Below are 19,467 nucleotides of genomic sequence, written 5' to 3'. Positions count from 1 at the left end.
TAACAACTATGATAAGTTTAAAGAAAACTCTTATAGCAGCAACTGTGGCCATTATGCCAATGAGTTCATTTGCTGCACAACAGCTCACTGAAGAGCAAGCTAAAAATTTGCAATCATTCAAACAGATTACTGTTCGTGGTGCATTTTACACTGATAGTGATTATGTAATGGCAATGTCTAAAGCAGCAGATAAAGAAGGAGCAGCTGCTTTTTTTATTACAACAACAAATATTAGTCCTTCAAATGATACTTTGCGTATTGTTTATGCTAAATTATATAAATCAGATGCACCAAAATTAGAAGAGCCCGCTGAAAACCTTCGCAAATTTGAAGGTGTTTATGAATATCCTAAGTCTAAAGCTATTCGATTAGAACCTTTTAATATTGTTAGAATTCGTGGTTATTTTCCTAATGATTACGATGTAAATCAAGCGATTGCAAAAGAAGCCTCAGCTCAAGGTGCATATGCATTTTATATTGATTCGCGATCAGAACTTGGTAGTAATTTGCAAGTTGCTGCATATTTATTTAAAAAAGATGCGCCAGAACGAAAATTACAACCTGAAAATGCTATTCCTTATGATTCAGAAGCTGGGCAACTTGCCTTAGCTCAAGGTGGTGAAGCTGCAATGCAAGTTGAAAAACCAGGCTATTATTCACCATCAGCATTTAACGAAAAATTCTATGCCGAAAAATTCCACAATAAAGTTATTGATAAAACCGCTAAACCAAGCAATGTTAGCACAGTGAGTGGTACATCAACAACAGAAGCTGCAACCGCAGATGCAGCAAATGCACCACAACGAGCAAGCCGTTACACTGTCACCTTGCCAGATGGTCGTAAAATTCAAGAACTCAATGATGCAACTGCGGCGAAAATGGTTGCATATGATACCGTGAAGTTTAGAGGATATTATCCAACCGATCAGGAAATCTCGTATCAAGCGGGTAAACGTGCTATTGATGCTGGCGCTAAATATTATCATATTGCTCGCATCGCTCAAGATGCTAACGGACCAAATATCACAGTATTTGTTGATCTTTATCGATAATAACAGTATTGGGCGCTTTGGCGCCCTACTTTTTCAACTTTTCCTACCTTAATTTAAATCGGATTAAACAGCGTTCATATTTAAATTCAACACTATAAAAATTATAATTCCGATTTAACTAATTCAATTTGTTGTTTTATTCGTTTTGATGAAATTGGATATGGTGTACCTAGCTGCTGAGCAAATAGATTAACTCGCAACTCTTCAATCATCCAACGTATATCTTTCACATTATCTTGCAATCTTTGATTTTCAGGCAAAGTAGTTAGCCAACTTTCGTATTGATTTTTAACTTCTTCAACAATGTTCATGGCTTGTCTATCTTTATTTGGATTAACTGTTAATTTTTCGATACGTTTTTCGATTGCTGATAAATAGCGATAGAGATCAGATAATTTTTTATAACCTGTTTTAGATACAAACCCTTTATAAATCAGTCCATCGATTTGTTGTTTTATATCTGATAATGCAAAAGCTAAAGACAAGTCAACTCGCCCTTTAAGCTTTTTATTAATACTGAAATGTAAAGTTAAAATTGATTCAACTTGCTTGGCGATATGATAGACATATTCATTCACATTAGCTTTGGTATAATTCAATAATTGCTGGTACTGTTCTTGGTTTTGGACAAATTGATTATTTTTGTCTATCAACTCATCAATTGCACAAGCAATACAATCATCGATTAAACTTAATACAGTGCCAAACGAATTAAAATAAAGACCTAATTTAGATTTATTGGGTAATTTTTCGTGTAAATACTTTATCGGTGAAGGAATATTTAACAACAACAAACGCCTTAATCCCAATTTACTTAATCGTTGTTGTTCTTCGTAACTATCCACTAGATTTATACTTACCGATGTCTGATTATCAACAATTGCGGGATAAGCTTTAATCGTGTAATTTTTTTGTTGTCCCTCATAAATAGTGGGTAGTGTTCCAAAATTCCAATCGATAATATTCTTTTTTTCTATTAAATCAGTTTTTTTAGTATTTATATTCGACAAAGCATGCTGTATTTGTGCTTTAAGTTGTTCTTTAAGCTGAACCAAATCTTTACCTGCGGCTAATTCTTTATTATTGATATCAATAATAGCAAAGGTCATTTTTAAATAATCAGGAATTTGATTTAACTGCCAGTCTTCATTGAGTATTTTTACACCTGTCATTTTTTTAAATTCACTTTGTAAACTTTCAAGTAAAGGAATGTCAGTTGAACTCACCCTACTTAAGAATGCATCAGCATAATTTGGTGCAGGAACCAGACTTTTACGTAGTGATTTGGGTAATGACTTGATTAATGCTATAACTAATTCTTTCCTAAAACCTGGTACTTGCCATTCAAATCCTCTATTTTTAATTTGATTAAGTGCATCGATAGGAATTTCAACTGTGACGCCGTCACGTTTATTGCCAATGTCAAAATGATAACTTAATGGTAATTTGAAGTTGCCTTGTTGCCAAAAGTCAGGAAACTCATTAAGGTTAACTTGTTGAGCACAATGATTAATCAACATATTTTTTTCAAAATTCAGCAAATCCGGATCTGACTTTTGTTTTTGTTTCCACCATGAATCAAAATGCTTGGCCGAAATAACAGACTGATCAATTCTATGATTATAAAAATCAAATAATTCTTGATCATCAATTAAAATATCTTGTCGACGAGACTTATGTTCTAAATCTTCGACTTCTTTAATCAGCTTTTGATTTTGTATAAAAAAACGATAATTTGTCTGCCAATCGCCTTCTACCAGTGCATGCCTAATAAATAAAGTTCGGCTTAAATCAGGATCGATTTTGCTATAGTTTATGACTCTATTAATGACAATTGGCAAACCAAATAATGTTGCCTTTTCATTGGCGATGGCAACCCCTTGTTTTTTTGACCATCTAGGCTCACTATAGCTATACTTAAGCAAATGTTTAGCCAAAGGCTCGATCCATTCAACGTCGATTTTTGCCACTATCCTACCCCACAAACGACTGGTTTCGACAAGTTCGCTTGCAATACACCACTTAGGCTGATTTTTAAATAATGTTGAATTCGGAAATAAAGCAAATTTAATATTGCGAGCACCTATATATTCGTGCTTTTCAAGTTCTTTCATCCCAATATGTGATAGTAAGCCGCTTATTAACGCTAGATGTACGGAACGATAATCAGCAGGTTGACTATTTATTGGAAAAGTTAATTGCTTGATTGTTTGTCTAATTTGAGTATAAACATCTTGCCACTCTCGAATACGAAGATAATTTAAATACTCTTTTTGACATAATCGTCGAAATTGATTTCCTGAAAGTTGGTTTTGTTGTTCTTCAATATAATGCCAGAGATTAATGAAAGAAATAAAATCTGATTGCTTATCGGTGAACCGTCTATGCTTCTCATCGGACGCTTGCTGTTTATCAAAAGGACGCTCTCTCGGATCTTGAATAGATAAAGCTGCAGTTATGATCATAATCTCTTTAGTGCAGCCCGATCGCCTTGCTTCAACCAACATCCTCGCTAATCTTGGATCAATTGGCAGTTGTGCTAATATTTTTCCTATTTCGGTCAAACGATATTGATGATGATGAGCGTTAATTGCACCAAGTTCCTCTAATAATCGAATCCCATCACGAATATATTTAGAGTCCGGTGCTTGAACAAATGGAAAGGCAGCGATATCACCCAATCCTAAGGCGGTCATTTGCAAAATAACAGAGGCCAGATTGGTACGCAAAATTTCTGGTTCGGTAAATTCTGGACGAGATAAAAAATCTTGTTCATCATATAAACGAATACATATCCCATCAGAGGTACGACCACAACGCCCTTTTCGTTGATTAGCCGATGCTTGCGAAATCGGCTCGATCGGTAATCGTTGAACTTTAGTTCTGTAACTATAACGGCTTATTCTCGCCAAACCAGGATCGATGACATATTTAATTCCGGGTAAAGTTAATGATGTTTCTGCCACATTGGTTGAAAGAATAATGCGTCGCTGAGTATGCGATTGGAAAATACGATTTTGTTCAGAAGCAGATAACCTAGCATACAAAGGTAAAATCTCAGTATGACGTAAATCTAGTTTATTTAATGTATCGGCCAGATCACGAATCTCACGTTCACCAGTTAAAAACACTAAAATATCGCCATGACTTTCAGCAGACAGCTCATCAATTGCATCAACAATAGGTTGAAAATCATTACTACTTTCATTGTCATTATCTGAATCACGACTCGCAACTTGTGGGCGATATCTCACCTCAACAGGATAAGTTCTACCTGATACTTCAATAATTGGCGCACAATTAAAATGCTGAGAAAATCGCTCAACATCTATTGTTGCTGATGTAATAATCACTTTTAAATCAGGGCGTTTAGGTAATAATTGTTTCAAATAGCCAAGAATAAAATCGATATTTAAACTGCGTTCATGTGCTTCATCAATAATAATGGTGTCATAATTTAATAGTAATTTATCTTGCTGTATTTCGGCCAGTAAAATACCATCAGTCATTAATTTGATTAAAGTGTTATCACTAACATGATCAGAGAATCTCACTTTATAACCGACTAATTGCCCTATTTCAGTGCTTAACTCTTCCGCAATACGATTAGCAACCGAACGAGCAGCTAATCGTCTAGGTTGAGTGTGTCCAATAAAACCTTTTACACCTAAACCAAGTTCTAAACAAATTTTTGGAATTTGTGTGGTTTTACCTGATCCTGTTTCGCCTGCAATAATCACAACTTGATGATTTTTTATAGCTTGATAAATTGCTTGTTTTTTGTCAACAACAGGTAAATGTTGAGGATAACTAATTTGCTTCGGCAAAGATTGCAATTTAGTTTGGTAATGATCAACAGCTTGCAAAATAGCAGCATTAATTTTTAATGAATCAGCTTTGGTACGTGACAGTTTTATTATTTTTTGTTTATCACTTAAAGTCGTTGATTCGAGAAGTTTGAATTGTTGTTGAGATAACATAAAGTGTCAAGTATATTAGTAAACAATTATAATTATGTCATTATAGCAAAATTTACTTATTATTAGGAGTTGGTATGAAAAAAACGATTGGCTATATCTCTTTGCTCACAGCTTTTTTCACTTTATCTGGATGTGGGGAGTCAGGCAAAATTAAAGATACAGATTTAATGCATCATCATTTTGTGTTGATTAAAGCCAATGGTCAAGACGTTGCTTTAGATAAACAAGCCGACTTAGAATTTGGTGAAAAGATGACAATAACAGGAAAAATGTGCAACCAATTTTCTGGTCAAGTTACGTTAAAAAATGATGAAATTAAAGGTGTTGGCGTTGCTATGACAAAAATGCTTTGTAATGATGACCAACTTGATAAGTTGGATATTGTGATAGATCAACTGATTAGTAATGGCGCTAAAGTTGAATTGACAAATAATCAACTTATTTTAAAAAATAAAGATAACGAACTTATCTATCAAGTCAAAGAATGGATGTGACACAAACCCCATAGTTTACCTTAAAACACTTGAGGTATTTAATTTTACATAAGGTTTTAAGGTAACTAAGTTGTAAAAAGAGAAGACACATATCACGATAAAAAGCTTTATTTTAACAATAGTTAAGAATATAATGACCACAGTTTTTTAAGGGTCACACTTTGATGAAAATAATCAATTCTTCAAATAATTTATTTAAATTGAGTAACCATATTGCAGTTACTCATTTCCCTTTACCTATCATTCCCATCAATGTACTGACATTGATTTTTTTTTATTTAAAAACAGTTTATTTAAAATTTTAACTTCAACCTTAACAACTAGTAGATAATATTATGAAAAAGACAAAAATCGTTTGCACCATTGGTCCTAAATCTGAATCAAAAGAGATGTTAGCAAAATTATTAAAAGCAGGCATGAATGTTATGCGTTTAAACTTCTCTCATGGTGATTATGAAGAGCATGGTAATCGAATCAAAAATTTACGAGAAGTAATGCAAGAAACAGGTTTAAAAGCCGCTATCATGCTAGATACCAAAGGTCCAGAAATTCGTACCATTAAATTAGAAGGTGGCAATGATGTTTCACTTGTGGCAGGTCAAACTTTTACCTTCACAACTGATGAAACCGTCATTGGTAATGCTGAGCGTGTAGCCGTAACTTATAAAGGCTTTGCACATGACTTAAAACCAGGAAATCGCGTTTTAGTCGATGATGGCTTAATTGCTATGGATGTAAAAGAAATTAAAGGCAACGAAGTTATTTGTACTGTTTTGAACAATGGTGATTTAGGTGAAAATAAAGGAATTAATTTACCAGGCGTTTCTATTAAATTACCTGCTCTAGCAGAAAAAGACAAAAATGACCTTATTTTTGGTTGTGAACAAGGTGTTGACTTTATCGCAGCTTCTTTTATTCGTAAGCGTTCTGATGTAGAAGATATTAGAGCTCACTTAAAAACTCATGGTGGAGAAGATATTAAGATTATTTCTAAAATTGAAAACCAAGAAGGTTTAGACAATTTTGATGAAATTCTGGAAGCTTCTGACGGTATCATGGTTGCACGTGGTGACTTAGGCGTTGAAATCGCGGTTGAAGAAGTTATTTTTGCCCAAAAAATGATGATTAAAAAATGTAATAGAGCATCGAAACCTGTAATTACTGCGACACAAATGCTTGATTCAATGATCAAAAATCCTCGCCCTACTCGTGCTGAAGCGGGTGACGTGGCAAATGCAATCATTGATGGAACTGATGCGGTAATGCTATCTGGTGAAAGTGCTAAAGGTAAATATCCATTAGAAACCGTCAACGTCATGGCAACTATTTGTAAACGTACCGATGGCACGATTCCTGCTTCGTTAGAATTAACTGCTAAAGAAGAAAAATTACGTATTACAGCAGCTGTTTGTTGTGGTGCAGTTGAAATTGCAGAACGTTTAAATGTACCATTGATCGTTGTAGCAACACGGAGTGGTAAATCAGCACGTGAAGTTCGTCATTATTTCCCTAGAGCACGTATTTTAGCACTGTCTTCTAGCCAAAAAACAGTGAACCAATTAGCACTATCAAAAGGTGTTGAGCCAATTTTAATTGATGCAATTAATTCTACTGATGATTTCTACCGATTAGGTAAAGAAATGGCGGTAAAAGTTTGCGGTCTACAACAAGGTGATACGATTGTAATGGTATCAGGTGCATTGGTACCAAGTGGGACAACTAATACAACTTCTGTACATCGTATTTAATCCACTTAAGGGTTATTAACTTAATTATAAAAAGCTAGCTAGATGCTAGCTTTTTTTTTATCTTAAGTTATCCTGTTATCATTAAAATTAATAAATTGTAAGAGATAAAAAATGCCTGAAGAGAAAGTATATACACCTAAAGAACTGAGTTGGTTATCCTTTAATCAACGAGTCTTACAAGAAGCAGCGGATAAAAATAATCCTCTGATTGAAAGAATTCGATTTTTAGGCATATATTCGAGTAATCTTGATGAATTTTATAAAGTACAATTTGCTAATTTAAAAAAATATGTGTTAATTGAACAAGAACAAGCCCAAACCTCATCCAATGCAAAACAACTATTACGACAAGTTAATCAAAAAGTTATTCAATTAGAACAACAGTTCGATCAGCTCTATAATGAATTATTACTTGAAATGGCAAGAAATCAGATCTTTTTGATCAATGAAAGGCAATTAACCTCGTATCAAGAAAATTGGATAAAAAATTATTATAAACAGAATTTACGCCAGTACATTACGCCAATTTTGTTAGATAGTCATACTGAATTAATTCAGTTTTTAAAGGACGATCATGCTTACTTAGCTGTTGAGATAATTTGTGAAAATAGCATAAGCTATGCATTACTCGAATTACCGACAGACAATGTGTCACGTTTTGTCTTACTTCCGTCTGAAGTTTCAACCAAAAATAAATCAATCATATTTTTAGATAATATTCTGCGTTATTGCTTATCCGAAATTTTTAAAGTATTTTTTGATGCCAAGGAACTTAATGCTTATTCAATCAATATTAATCGTGATGCCGAGTATGAATTGAATACTGAATTAGATAGCTTACTCGAGCTCATGTCACAAGGATTAAAGCAACGTTTAACTGCCCAACCAGTAAGATTTACTTATCAAAAAGACATGCCTAAAGCACTATTTGAATTATTGATAAATAAATTACGATTAACTGAACAAGATGCAATGCCTGGTGGACGTTACCCTAATTTTAAGGATTTAGTCAAATTTCCAGATCTTGGCGTAAAAAATTTGTTGAATAAACGATTGCCAAGTCTTGCCTATAATCGATTTAAAAAGTTCAGAAATGCTTTTGCAGCTATCAAAGACCGCGATGTTCTACTCTACTACCCTTATTATTCATTTGGCCATGTACTTGAAATTATGCGTCAAGCTTCTTTTGATCCAGCTGTAACACATATTCGAATGAATATTTATCGAGTAGCGAAAGATTCTCGTTTTATTCATGCTGCAATTAATGCAGCTAATAACGGAAAGAAAGTCACTGTAGTCGTTGAGTTACAAGCGCGTTTTGATGAAGAAGCAAACATTAAATGGGCTAAAAGATTAATTAGTAGTGGAATTAAAGTTATTTATTCACAACCAAAATTAAAAATTCATGCGAAATTATTTTTAATTGATCGTAAAGAAAATGACGACATTGTTCGATATGCCCATATTGGCTCTGGTAATTTTAATGAAAGAACGGCTAGAATTTATACAGATTTTTCACTGCTCACCGCCGATCCTGCCATAACAGATGAAGTGAGAAAAGTTTTCAATTTTATTGAAAATCCATTTAAACCCGTCTCTTTCAATTATTTGCTTGTTTCGCCTCAAAACACACGTTTGCGGTTCCATGAATTTATTGAACGAGAAATCAATCATGCAAAATCAGGAAAAAATGCCGCTATTTATTTAAAACTTAATGCAATAACCGATAAAGAAATGATAGATGCACTTTATCGTGCTTCATGTGCAGGAGTCAAAATTAGGATGATCGTACGTGGAACTTGCGTTTTAGTTCCTCAAATTGCAAATCTCAGCGAAAATATCTATGTAACGAGTATTGTGGATCAGTTTTTAGAACATGCTCGGGTTTATATCTTTGAAAATGAGGGTAAAAAAGATACATTTATCTCTTCTGCTGACTGGATGCCAAGAAATCTGGATAATCGCATAGAAGTCGGCGTTAAAATTTTCGATCCTATTTTAAGATCAACTATCCATGATATTTTTAATATTCAATGTAATGATAATGTTAAAGCCCGTGTAATTGATAAAGATAATATGAATAATTATGTACAACGAGGCAATAAGAAAAAAATTAGAGCTCAACATGCAATTTATGATTATTTAAAACAATTAGAAACACATGAATAAGGAATTCAAACAGTGAATAAATTCAATGAATATGCGGTTCTTGACCTAGGATCAAATAGTTTTCATATGGTTATTGCGCGCTGTATTGATGGTGCAACTCAAATTATTTATAAAAATAAAAAAAATATCCATTTAGCGACAGGCTTAAATGATAAAAATGAGCTAAGTGAATCAAGTATCAGTCGTGGTGTGGAATGCCTTGCTTTATTTGCAGAGCGGTTAAATGGTTTTCCTGTTGAAAACGTGAGAATTGTTGCCACACATACGTTACGTATTGCTAAAAATAGACAAAAGTTTTTAACTGCAGCCGCTAAAGTTTTACCCTATCCTGTTGAAATTATCTCAGGCCAAGAAGAAGCGCGTTTGATTTATTTAGGCGCCATGAGTTCTGAATCCACCTCTGAATTTGATACTAAATTTGTTATTGATATTGGCGGAGGATCGACAGAGATCGCTATAGGTAAAGGCAATGATCTTAAACCTTCGATAGTCGCCAGTCGTCCTATGGGATGTGTTACTTACACTAAACAATTTTTTCCAAATAAGATAATTGATAAAGCTTCATTTCAACGAGCAAAACTCGCAGCAACGCAGCAAATTGAAAACATTATAAATACGATAAAAAAACAAAATATTAGTGTCGCTTTTGGTACCTCCGGTACAATTAAAAGTATATATAAAATATTACTCGATATTGGTGTTAGCGACGGAATTATCACACCAAAACGTTTGGACGACTTAGTTAGCTATGTCCTAGAATTTAAATCTTTTCAGGATATCGATTTTCCTTCTCTTTCAGATGAACGAAAAAAAGTGTTTGTTAGTGGTTTAGCAATATTTAGCGGTATTTTTGATGCATTAGAATTGCAAGCATTGCACTATTGTCCTTTTGCACTACGTGAAGGTGTTTTATATGAGCTAATTGATGGACCCAATTACCGTGATATTAGAGAAACGACAGCAGAATCATTATCGCAACACTATAATATTGATGAGCGCCATGCAAAACAAATTGTAAAAACGTCCAAACATCTATTTTCGCAATGGAAAAAGCAAGCCTTGATGATTATACCAACCAATGTTGAAGCAATTTTATATTGGGCCGCGCAGTTACACGAAGTGGGATTAAAAATTAATTTCTCTTCAATTCATAAACATTCAAGCTATATACTGCAAAATAGCAATCTGCCAGGATTTAATGAAGAACAACAACTACTTTTATCAACGCTGGTACGTTACCACAGAAAGTCAATTAATATTGATGATTTACCCTATTTTAGCCTTTTTGAATATAAACATATTGTTTCATTGTTACAAATTTTAAGGCTTTCAATTTTAATTAATAATCAACGTAATAATGATCTTAATGTAGAGGCTTTTCGTTTAAAGCTTACAAAAGATAAGCTAACCCATATCATCTTAGAAGTTGATCAACAATTCATTGAAAATAATAAGCTTATATTGCTTGATTTAGAACAAGAGCAAAAATATTGGAAATCAGTCAATGATTGGGATTTATCCATTGAAACGTTTTAAAAGATAAACCCTATAACTTACCGCCAGATATGACTGGCGGTCATAATATAACGTGATTAACCTAATCCAATGATCTTCCACCATAAAATACCGATGGTAAAGACAATAATTAAATTCACAACACTACATATAAAGCCCACTTTCCACCATGTTTTTACTGGCACAAAACCTTCAGCAAAGAGTAAAGGATTTCTCGCATTAGCAAATTGTGTAATTGATCCAAAGTAATTAGTACAAATCACAAGAGCAAAAATGGCAATCATTTGTGGTACGCCCAGTGCAATAGCAACTGACAGAAAAACAGGGAATAAGGCTGCAATATGTGCATTTCCACTTGCAAAAAAGTAGTGTAGATAAACATAAGCCACACATAAAATGATTATCACAAATACCCAGCTACTATCACCTAAATGACCTTTTACTGCATTACCAATGGTGTCACCTAACCATTTAGTTACACCAAGTTTATTAACTTGGCCGGCCATCATCAATAATGCAGCAAACCAAATTAAAGTATCCCATGCTGCTTTCTCTCCTTTTATATCATCCCAACTGAGAACACCGGATAAAATCAAAATAGACAAGCCGATAAATGCAGTGGTTGTTGAGTCAATACCAAAATTACTGCCAAAAATCCAAAGGCATAATAATAATATGACAGTGCAGCCCATGATAATTTCTTTTCTTGAAACCGTCCCCATTTTTTTTAGTTCTTCAACAGCCAAAGTCGGCGCTTCTGGCGTTTTTTTCAGTTCAGGGTTAGTTAAAAAATAGATAACTAATGGAATAACAACAAACGAAACTAAACAAGGTACAATCGCTGCTACAAACCATTGCCCCCAGCCTAAAGTAATACCTAGTGACGTTGTCACTAATTTAGCGGCTAACAAATTTCCTGTAAAAGCTGTTAAAAACATAGCAGAAGTGATGTCGTTAACATGGCTAATAGTTAACATCAAAAAAGTACCAATGCGGTTTCTTGATTCATCTTTTGGGTTTGAATTAAAATTAATCGCCAGCGCTTCAGCTATTGGATATATAACGCCTCCAGCTCTAGCTGTCGTACTTGGAATAGCCGGCGCTAAAGCCATATCTGTTACTGATAAACCATAAGCTAAACCAAGCGTATTTTTACCTAAAATTTTAACAAGATAGTAAGCAATGCGTCTACTCAGTCCTGTTTTAATAAATCCACGGGCAATCATAAAGGCAATAACAATAAGCCAAATTAGGCTACTATTTAATTCACTTAACGATATTTTTATCGATTCTGCCGCAGACATAGCCCCTGAAGGTCTTAATACTGCAAAAACCGTAATAGCCAATAAACCAATGGCACCAATAGGCATAATTTCAGCAACAATGCAGGCAATGGTTGCGACAAAAATAATACTTGTTCGCCACCCTTCTATACTGATACCCTGCGGGGGGGATACAAATAACCATAATATTGCTGATAGCGCAGCAATAATTATTAAAGGTAACCATTTTACTGGTGGCTTATTTATTGTATTCATGGGATTTTTCCTTTTTTAATTTTAAAATTTCATGATCTAATTCTTAACAAACATTAAATTCAACATTCAATAATCATTTCAATTAAGGCATTAACGCATTACATATTGATGATTCGTTAATTCAAAAGCAAAATTGTGGGGATTAGCTAACTTTATCGTTTTATTTTTTAATAAAAAAATTGCTGATAAATTGCGGTGTTTTTGTAAATATTTATGAGCACGCTCATAGCCTAATCCATATAAAAGCGTTGAAAATAAATCCCCTTCAAGAGACGTATCAGAAATAATTGTGATACTTTCTAATTCGTTATTCAAAGGATACCCCGTTGAAGAATCCAAAATATGATGATAGAGAGTATCTTTGTGTACAAAATAGCGTTCATATATACCTGATGTCACAACAGATTTGTTTATTACCTTCAAAAAACCGACTAATTCATCATTGTTAGAGAAAGGTTTTCTTAATCCTATATGCCAAAAACCTTCGGCATTTGCCGGTGATTGATTTAAAGCCACAACATTGCCGCCTAAATTGATAATAGCTTGATTGATTCCATTTTGTAGCAAAATGGCTTTTACAATATCGGCAATATAGCCTTTTGCGATAGCGCCCATATCGATTTCCATGCCTTTTTTTTTCAAAAAAACTGTTTGATCTTCAACATTGAGTTCAATATCTTGTGGATCGATTAATAAGCGCTTTTCATCAATTTGTTGTTGGCTGGGTGGAAATCTGCCATTAAATCCTATTTTCCATAACTTAACTAATGGCCCAATAGCGATATTAAAACAGCTACCGGGCATTAAACTGACATCTTTAGCTTGTGCAATTAAGGAAAAAATACTATGACTCACTTTAACAGGTTGTTGACCCGCAGCCAAATTAACAGACATCACCTCAGATACAGGGCGATTAACGGTTAACTTACTTTCAAGCACTTTTATTAACTCAAATATTTTATGAGCAACGTTTTCATTAGGTTCACAAAGTATTAATGAAACCGTTGTGCCTAATAAATTTTGCACATATTCATAGCTTTCATAGCTTGAATTAACCATGCTAAATATACCCTAAGTATAAAACAATCACTGATGAATATAATCTGTTGCTATTTTTCCAGCTTGCATACCAAATATGATAATATCAGCAACAGCATTACCACCTATTCGATTAGCTCCGTGTACGCCACCAACAACCTCACCAGCAGCAAATACACCTTTTATAACGTGATGTTCGACATCTAATACTTGCGTTTGGGTATTTATCGTTACGCCCCCCATAGTATGATGCACACCGGGTGCGATTTTTATTGCATAAAATGGCGCAGTATTAATAGGATGACGCATACCCGTTGTTCGTCCAAAATCTTCATCGTGTTGATTTGAAACAAATTGATTATAACGTTCTATGGTTTTAGTTAATGAATCAACATTAATTGATAATTTTTGCGCTAATTCATTAATGCTGCTAGCTTGAATAACCAAATCATGCGATATGTATTCTTCAACAGACTTGTTTTCATCACGCACTTTTTGATCAAATAAAATATAAGCATAGTGTTGAGGCAAATTGATGATCTCGGCAGACACTTTATCTCGTGTATCCAATTCATTAACAAAACGCTCACCATTTTGTGATACTAAAATTGCACCGCCACCTCGAATAGATTCCGAAATGAGATACGATGTTGTTTGTTCAACAGTTGGATGAATTTGAATTTCTTTCATATCCACTGTCCCTGCACCAAGTTTTTCTAAAATCATAATGCCTGAACCGGTAGCACCTTTATGGTTCGTTGTCACAAATCCTTTAAGATCTGGACGATATTTTTCGACCATTTCACGATTTGCACTAAATCCACCCGTTGCAATTATCACCGCTTTAGCTTTTATGGTTTGAATAGTTCCATCGTCATCAACCGCTTTAATACCCATCACTTTATTATTTTCGGTAATAATTTCAGTTACATTCGTGTCTAATAAAACTTCAATGCCTCGTTTGTTAATGTTCTTAACTAAACCACTAATCAAAAATCCCCCTACAGCAGCCCCACTTTCAGGTCGATGGGTACGATCAACACTCATGCCACCAGTTGTTGTAATACCACTAAGTTCAATACCATTATCATCCAACCAATCAATAGCCTCAGGTGCATTTTCAACAAAATAACGTAATAATTCTGGATTATTTTTGTTTTTACCGCCAATCAACGTCTCTTTATAAAAAAGTTCTTTACTATCGACAATACCTTTTAGTTTTTGGAACTTAGTTTCTGCTGCATTCATTCCGGCTGAGGCTTTATTGGTATTACCACCAATAACAGACATTTTTTCAACAATCACAACATTTGCGCCTAAATCATGAGCTCGAATAGCTGCTGCAAGTCCCGCTCCACCACTACCAACGACAACAATATCATAAGCTTTATCATTTGGATCACCGCCTTCAGCCACTATCGCAGCTTTATTTGATTTAGCCATAGCTTTGGTTACCGCTTTTTTAAATGCTTCACATTGCGATGTTGCGCCAGAAATAGCATCGACAAAAGGACTATTGGCTTCAATGATGCGATGTTTAATTTCGGAAAAATGAGTTATAACTTCATTATCAAATTCATTAGCATTAACTAATTGCATGTCTTTGATAAAATCTTTGGCCAATTCTACATTAATGACAAATTCATATGATTCATCGTTCACTTTCTCTTGGTAATCACCTGGTTTAAATTTTTTTACACTTAAATTAACATCTCGAATTAAACTTTCAACCAAAGAGAAATGCCATAAAGGTTCTGGAATTTTAAGGGCTTCTCGCTTATCACTGTTGATAACTAGCTCAAGTTTTTCACCTTTTTCAATTCTGCTTACCCAATCAGGATATGCAATACAAGCTCGTCCAACTGCAACTAAATCATAACCGTTTTCTAACGCGGCATCGATATCGGTTTGATTTACTACGTTTCCCACACCTACAACAGGAATTTTTGCTAATGTTTCAGAACGCATTGCAACATATTTTCGAATTAATGGCGTAGGATCTTGGGTATCGACAATAGACGGTCTAAGAATTGCTCCCATTGAAAAATGAATGTAATCCAATCCTTTTTCAGCCAATTTCTCAAGTAGATACATCGTGTCATCAAAACGAATGCCAGGAACTTCTAATTCTTCAGGTGAAAAACGATAACCAATAATGAAATTAGAATTTGCGTATTGTTTAACCATGCTATGAGTAATATCTAAAATGGCTAAAGGAAATCTAGTTCGGTTATCACGGCTTCCACCCCATTTATCATTTCGTTGATTTGAATTAGGTGAATAAAACTGTTGTATCAAATAAGTATTGGCACCATGGATTTCGACACCATCAAATCCAGCCTGAATAGCACGCCGCACGGCTTGACCAAACTTATCAATCATATGCTCAACTTCATCACTCGTTAATTCAATTGGAGTTGCGGCACCGGGTCTTGGCGCTGCAATAGCACTCGGACCGACAGGTAGCTGGCCACCGATTAATTTAGGTTCAACCATTCGACCGCCATGATAAACCTGTATAATAGCTTTCGATCCTTTAGATTTGATCGCCTCAGCTATTTTAGCTAATCCTTCAATTTTATCGTCACTATCTAAACCAATTGCACCTGGGAAAGCCAAACCTTTATCATCAACAAAACCACATTCAACAATAATAGTGCCAATATCACCCGCTCTAACTTGATAATATTGAATTAAATCATGCGTTACCGATCCTTCATGAAAACCTGAACAAGTAGTCATTGGTGCCATCATTATGCGATTTTTTAATTCAACCCCATTGGGCAAAATAAAAGGTTTAAAAGTATTTTCGTTTCTCATCGTTAGTTACCTAATAATTACTTAAATTGATTTGTTACTGGTAATAATATCATTACTGATAACTGTTCTCCAATTACAATGGTCTGATCAGTTATGTCAGTATCATTTTTTCGACAAAAATTATTCAATTTTATTAATAGCTTATAAGAGCTTATTATTCAGAATAATTAGAAATTGCTTTTTTTGACAGTTAAATAGTTATAGTAGTGTATATAATTTAATTACTTGTCTCAAAAAAAACACTATAACTATTTCATTTACTTAGATATTTTTTCTTGTTTTTGGCTTGTGCTTTATTTTAATTCAGCTACAATGCCAAGCAACTCATATAAAAAGGAATGTATAAATGTTAGTGGTCCAGATACCCAAACAGAACGAAAAACTAAATCTTCATTCTTTTTTAATTACAATTATTAATCCTCCTTTATGGAGGATTTTTTATTTTAAGCATCTCTTAAATTTATTTTCCTCAACCATTATAAACCAAATTGATTTTAAGAACACACATAAATAGGAGCTGATATGACCGCCTTAATCCCTTTTTATAATCCGAACATCAGTTATGAAGATAATTATGCTCAAGGACCTTTTGGACTTTTTGCCGAATTGGACAAAGCAGAACACGTGCCGACTAAACAAACTAAATTCTTAAATGTTAATGTTAACCTACCTTTCGGTCAGCCTGCTGGACCTTTATTAAATGCCAATTATATTAAAGCTGCTTTTGCTTATGGATTCGATTTATGTGTATATAAAACAGTTAGAACAAAATTCCATAAATGCCATCCTTTACCAAATGTTTTATCAGTTCATCCTACAGGAAAATTATCAAGTAATCTTGATACTGTTTTAGCTGATACTAATTATCAACAACCTTTATCGATTACTAACTCCTTTGGCGTGCCCTCTTTTGCGCCAGATATTTGGCAGCCTGACATGGCTGATGCGGTAAATTCAGCGGGACAGGGTCAATGCGTTATTGGTAGTTTTCAAGGTACACAAGGTCAAGGTGAAATTGAAAAAGATTATGCTTTAGCTGCAAAATTAGTAAGAGAAACCAATGCACCAATACTCGAAGCAAACTTGAGTTGCCCAAATGAAGGGGCAAGTAAATTACTGTGCTTTGATGTTGATAAAGTTGAACGTATCGTTAATGAAATTAAAACAGCAGTACCAGATCGCCCACTTATCTTAAAACTAGCTTATTTTCCTGATGATGAAAGAATTGTTTCTTTATTAACGCGTGTTGGTTCTATTATCGACGGTTTAAGTACAATTAACACGTTATCCGCTAAACCAGTTGATGCCAAAGGTCATCCGGCTTTAGGTGATAATCGAAAAGAAGGAGGAATCTGTGGTGATGCAATTCGTTGGGCGGGTTTAGATATGGTGAGTCGTTTAGCTAAATATCGTAAACAGATGGATTTAAAATTTAGCATCATTGGCGTTGGTGGGGTTAGCAATAGTGAACATTATAATGAGTTGTTAAACGTTGGAGCTGATGCAGTAATGAGTGCTACTGGTGCTATGTGGAATCCTTTGTTAGCAATCGAAATTAAAAAGAGTCTGCAAAAATAACCATTAACTTGCATATTGTTACAGGGTAACTTGCCCTGTAATTTATTTGCTTGTTATAAACACTCCGCTTAGCTATTACTGCTTATTAAAATAATAATAACCAAAAACAAGGTGAGCTAAAAAGACTACCGCTAAGATAATTCTAACATGTAATGAATTAAAAATAATAAATGGAATTAGCAAAACAATAAACACCATTATTAACATTTTTAGCAGGCTTGATTTAGTAACTTGTTTTTCAATTAGCATCTTCTGGATATAAATCTGATAATAACGACTTTTGGTAAAATAGTGATAAAGACGATCAGAGCTATTAAGCCATAAATAGGCAGTTAATAAATAAAAAGGTACTGTTGGTAGAAGAGGAACAAAAATTCCAACTGTCCCTAATGTAAAAGCCATGCCACCACCGATGATAAATAACCATTTTTTTAACATGAGAATATAGCTCTATTTCGACTAAATATTGATTAATAGAATGGATACTAAGTAGATATAGTATAATTAGGTAACAAATAAGGACCAAAACAAGATTGAATTGGCGGAACGGACGGGGCTCGAACCCGCGACCCCCTGCGTGACAGGCAGGTATTCTAACCAACTGAACTACCGCTCCGCTTTTTAGCTTTCTTTAATGCAACAACATTAAAGTAGGCGTGATGTTAAAGATAAATTTTATTTTCGTCAATAATAATTTGCAAATTAATGTTTAATTGCATATAAAACCATCATTATTGTGAGTTCCATAACGCCCCACCACTTTTTTTGTCTATTTTTTCTAAAATAGCTTTATGTTGGCCAAGTTCATCATCAGACGCTTTGATTACTTTTAAACGATTACCATTACGATCTATTTTCTTAACAGCATTAGCATCAGTGGAAGATGAAAGATGATCATCGTTACTAAATGACAAGGTGGTTTGCCCCCCCGTCATTGCAAGATAGACTTCTGCTAAGATCTCGGCATCAAGTAAAGCGCCGTGCAGCGTTCGGTGAGAATTATCAATCTGATAACGTTCACAAAGCACATCTAAATTATTACGTTTTCCCGGAAACAAGCGTCTTGCCATTGCTAAGGTATCGGTAATAATACAGTGATCTGCTGTTTTGAAATTTAAGCCACAAAGGCGAAATTCGTAATCCATAAAGCCGACATCAAACGAAGCATTATGAATAACTAACTCAGCACCATCTATAAACTTGATAAAATCATGAGCAATATTTTTAAAAATAGGTTTGTCTTTTACAAATTCATCACTAATACCATGAACTTTAAAGGCTTCTTCATCGATTAAACGTTCGGGATTAATATAGACATGAAAATGATTTCCTGTTAATCGTCGATTAACAATTTCAACAGCACCAATTTCAATAATCTTATGTCCTTCATAATGATTATTGCCTTCTTGATTCATACCAGTGGTTTCTGTATCTAATACAATTTGGCGATTACAATTGGTTATCACGTTATTCTCTTTTTGTTTATCAATAATTGGGGAATGATCAAAATAATGGTATAGTTTAGCACTAAACGC

At 34.2% G+C, this 19,467-nt stretch carries 12 protein-coding genes and 1 tRNA gene; 6 read left to right on the top strand and 7 right to left on the bottom strand.

Translation table 11 applies throughout. The annotated features are described in order from the left end of the window. Positions 1-8: 8 nt before the first annotated feature. Entirely contained in the window at positions 9-1,052 is a 1,044-nt protein-coding gene (locus tag J3U57_RS07115) for a YdgH/BhsA/McbA-like domain containing protein (protein ID WP_267332831.1), read from the top strand. Positions 1,053-1,153: 101 nt separating this feature from the next. Here J3U57_RS07115 and hrpA read toward each other — a convergent pair whose 3' ends face one another. Beyond that, the gene (gene hrpA, locus J3U57_RS07110) at positions 1,154-5,032 is read right to left on the bottom strand and encodes an ATP-dependent RNA helicase HrpA (RefSeq protein WP_267344127.1); all 3,879 of its coding nucleotides are present in this window, start codon (positions 5,030-5,032) and stop codon (positions 1,154-1,156) included. Positions 5,033-5,106: 74 nt separating this feature from the next. Between hrpA and J3U57_RS07105 the strand changes: the two genes are divergently transcribed. The 4 genes from J3U57_RS07105 (at position 5,107) to J3U57_RS07090 (ending at position 10,979) form a co-directional block, all read left to right on the top strand. Beyond that, a complete protein-coding gene (locus J3U57_RS07105; RefSeq protein WP_267344128.1) occupies positions 5,107-5,526 on the top strand; it encodes an META domain-containing protein in 420 nt (139 codons plus the stop codon). 335 nt (positions 5,527-5,861) lie between these two features. Further along, positions 5,862-7,274, top strand: coding sequence for a pyruvate kinase PykF (pykF, locus tag J3U57_RS07100; RefSeq protein WP_267332828.1), 1,413 nt, complete (start codon positions 5,862-5,864; stop codon positions 7,272-7,274). Between the two features lie 111 nt (positions 7,275-7,385). Next, positions 7,386-9,443 carry a polyphosphate kinase 1 gene (gene ppk1 / locus J3U57_RS07095; protein WP_267344129.1) on the top strand — a complete coding sequence of 686 codons (2,058 nt, stop codon included), beginning with the start codon at positions 7,386-7,388 and terminating at the stop codon, positions 9,441-9,443. A 66-nt stretch (positions 9,444-9,509) separates the two neighbouring features. Further along, positions 9,510-10,979, top strand: a complete 1,470-nt coding sequence (locus J3U57_RS07090; RefSeq protein ID WP_416379550.1) for an exopolyphosphatase — start codon at positions 9,510-9,512, stop codon at positions 10,977-10,979. A 56-nt stretch (positions 10,980-11,035) separates the two neighbouring features. Here J3U57_RS07090 and J3U57_RS07085 read toward each other — a convergent pair whose 3' ends face one another. The 3 genes from J3U57_RS07085 to J3U57_RS07075 all read right to left on the bottom strand — a co-directional run bounded on the left by J3U57_RS07085 (position 11,036) and on the right by J3U57_RS07075 (position 16,354). Next, positions 11,036-12,496 carry a DASS family sodium-coupled anion symporter gene (locus J3U57_RS07085; protein WP_267344130.1) on the bottom strand — a complete coding sequence of 487 codons (1,461 nt, stop codon included), beginning with the start codon at positions 12,494-12,496 and terminating at the stop codon, positions 11,036-11,038. A gap of 90 nt (positions 12,497-12,586) precedes the next feature. Then, positions 12,587-13,555 (bottom strand): FAD:protein FMN transferase, encoded by a 969-nt coding sequence (locus J3U57_RS07080; protein ID WP_267344131.1) that lies wholly within the window; start codon positions 13,553-13,555, stop codon positions 12,587-12,589. Between the two features lie 27 nt (positions 13,556-13,582). Beyond that, positions 13,583-16,354, bottom strand: coding sequence for a flavocytochrome c (locus J3U57_RS07075; RefSeq protein WP_267344132.1), 2,772 nt, complete (start codon positions 16,352-16,354; stop codon positions 13,583-13,585). Between the two features lie 522 nt (positions 16,355-16,876). Here J3U57_RS07075 and J3U57_RS07070 point away from each other — a divergent pair. Beyond that, the gene (locus tag J3U57_RS07070) at positions 16,877-17,932 is read left to right on the top strand and encodes a hypothetical protein (protein WP_267344133.1); all 1,056 of its coding nucleotides are present in this window, start codon (positions 16,877-16,879) and stop codon (positions 17,930-17,932) included. Between the two features lie 75 nt (positions 17,933-18,007). Here the strand turns inward: J3U57_RS07070 and J3U57_RS07065 are convergent, their stop codons facing one another. From J3U57_RS07065 to dnaQ, 3 genes are all read right to left on the bottom strand, one after another. Next, positions 18,008-18,370, bottom strand: a complete 363-nt coding sequence (locus J3U57_RS07065; RefSeq protein ID WP_267332821.1) for a YbaN family protein — start codon at positions 18,368-18,370, stop codon at positions 18,008-18,010. Between the two features lie 101 nt (positions 18,371-18,471). After that, a tRNA-Asp gene (locus tag J3U57_RS07060) sits at positions 18,472-18,548 on the bottom strand. Positions 18,549-18,663: 115 nt separating this feature from the next. Further along, entirely contained in the window at positions 18,664-19,347 is a 684-nt protein-coding gene (dnaQ, locus tag J3U57_RS07055) for a DNA polymerase III subunit epsilon (protein ID WP_416379549.1), read from the bottom strand. Positions 19,348-19,467 lie beyond the last annotated feature (120 nt).

The sequence above is a fragment of the Gilliamella sp. B3464 genome, from assembly GCF_026536145.1.
GTDB lineage: Bacteria > Pseudomonadota > Gammaproteobacteria > Enterobacterales > Orbaceae > Gilliamella.
This window is presented reverse-complemented; position numbering and strand designations above follow the sequence as displayed.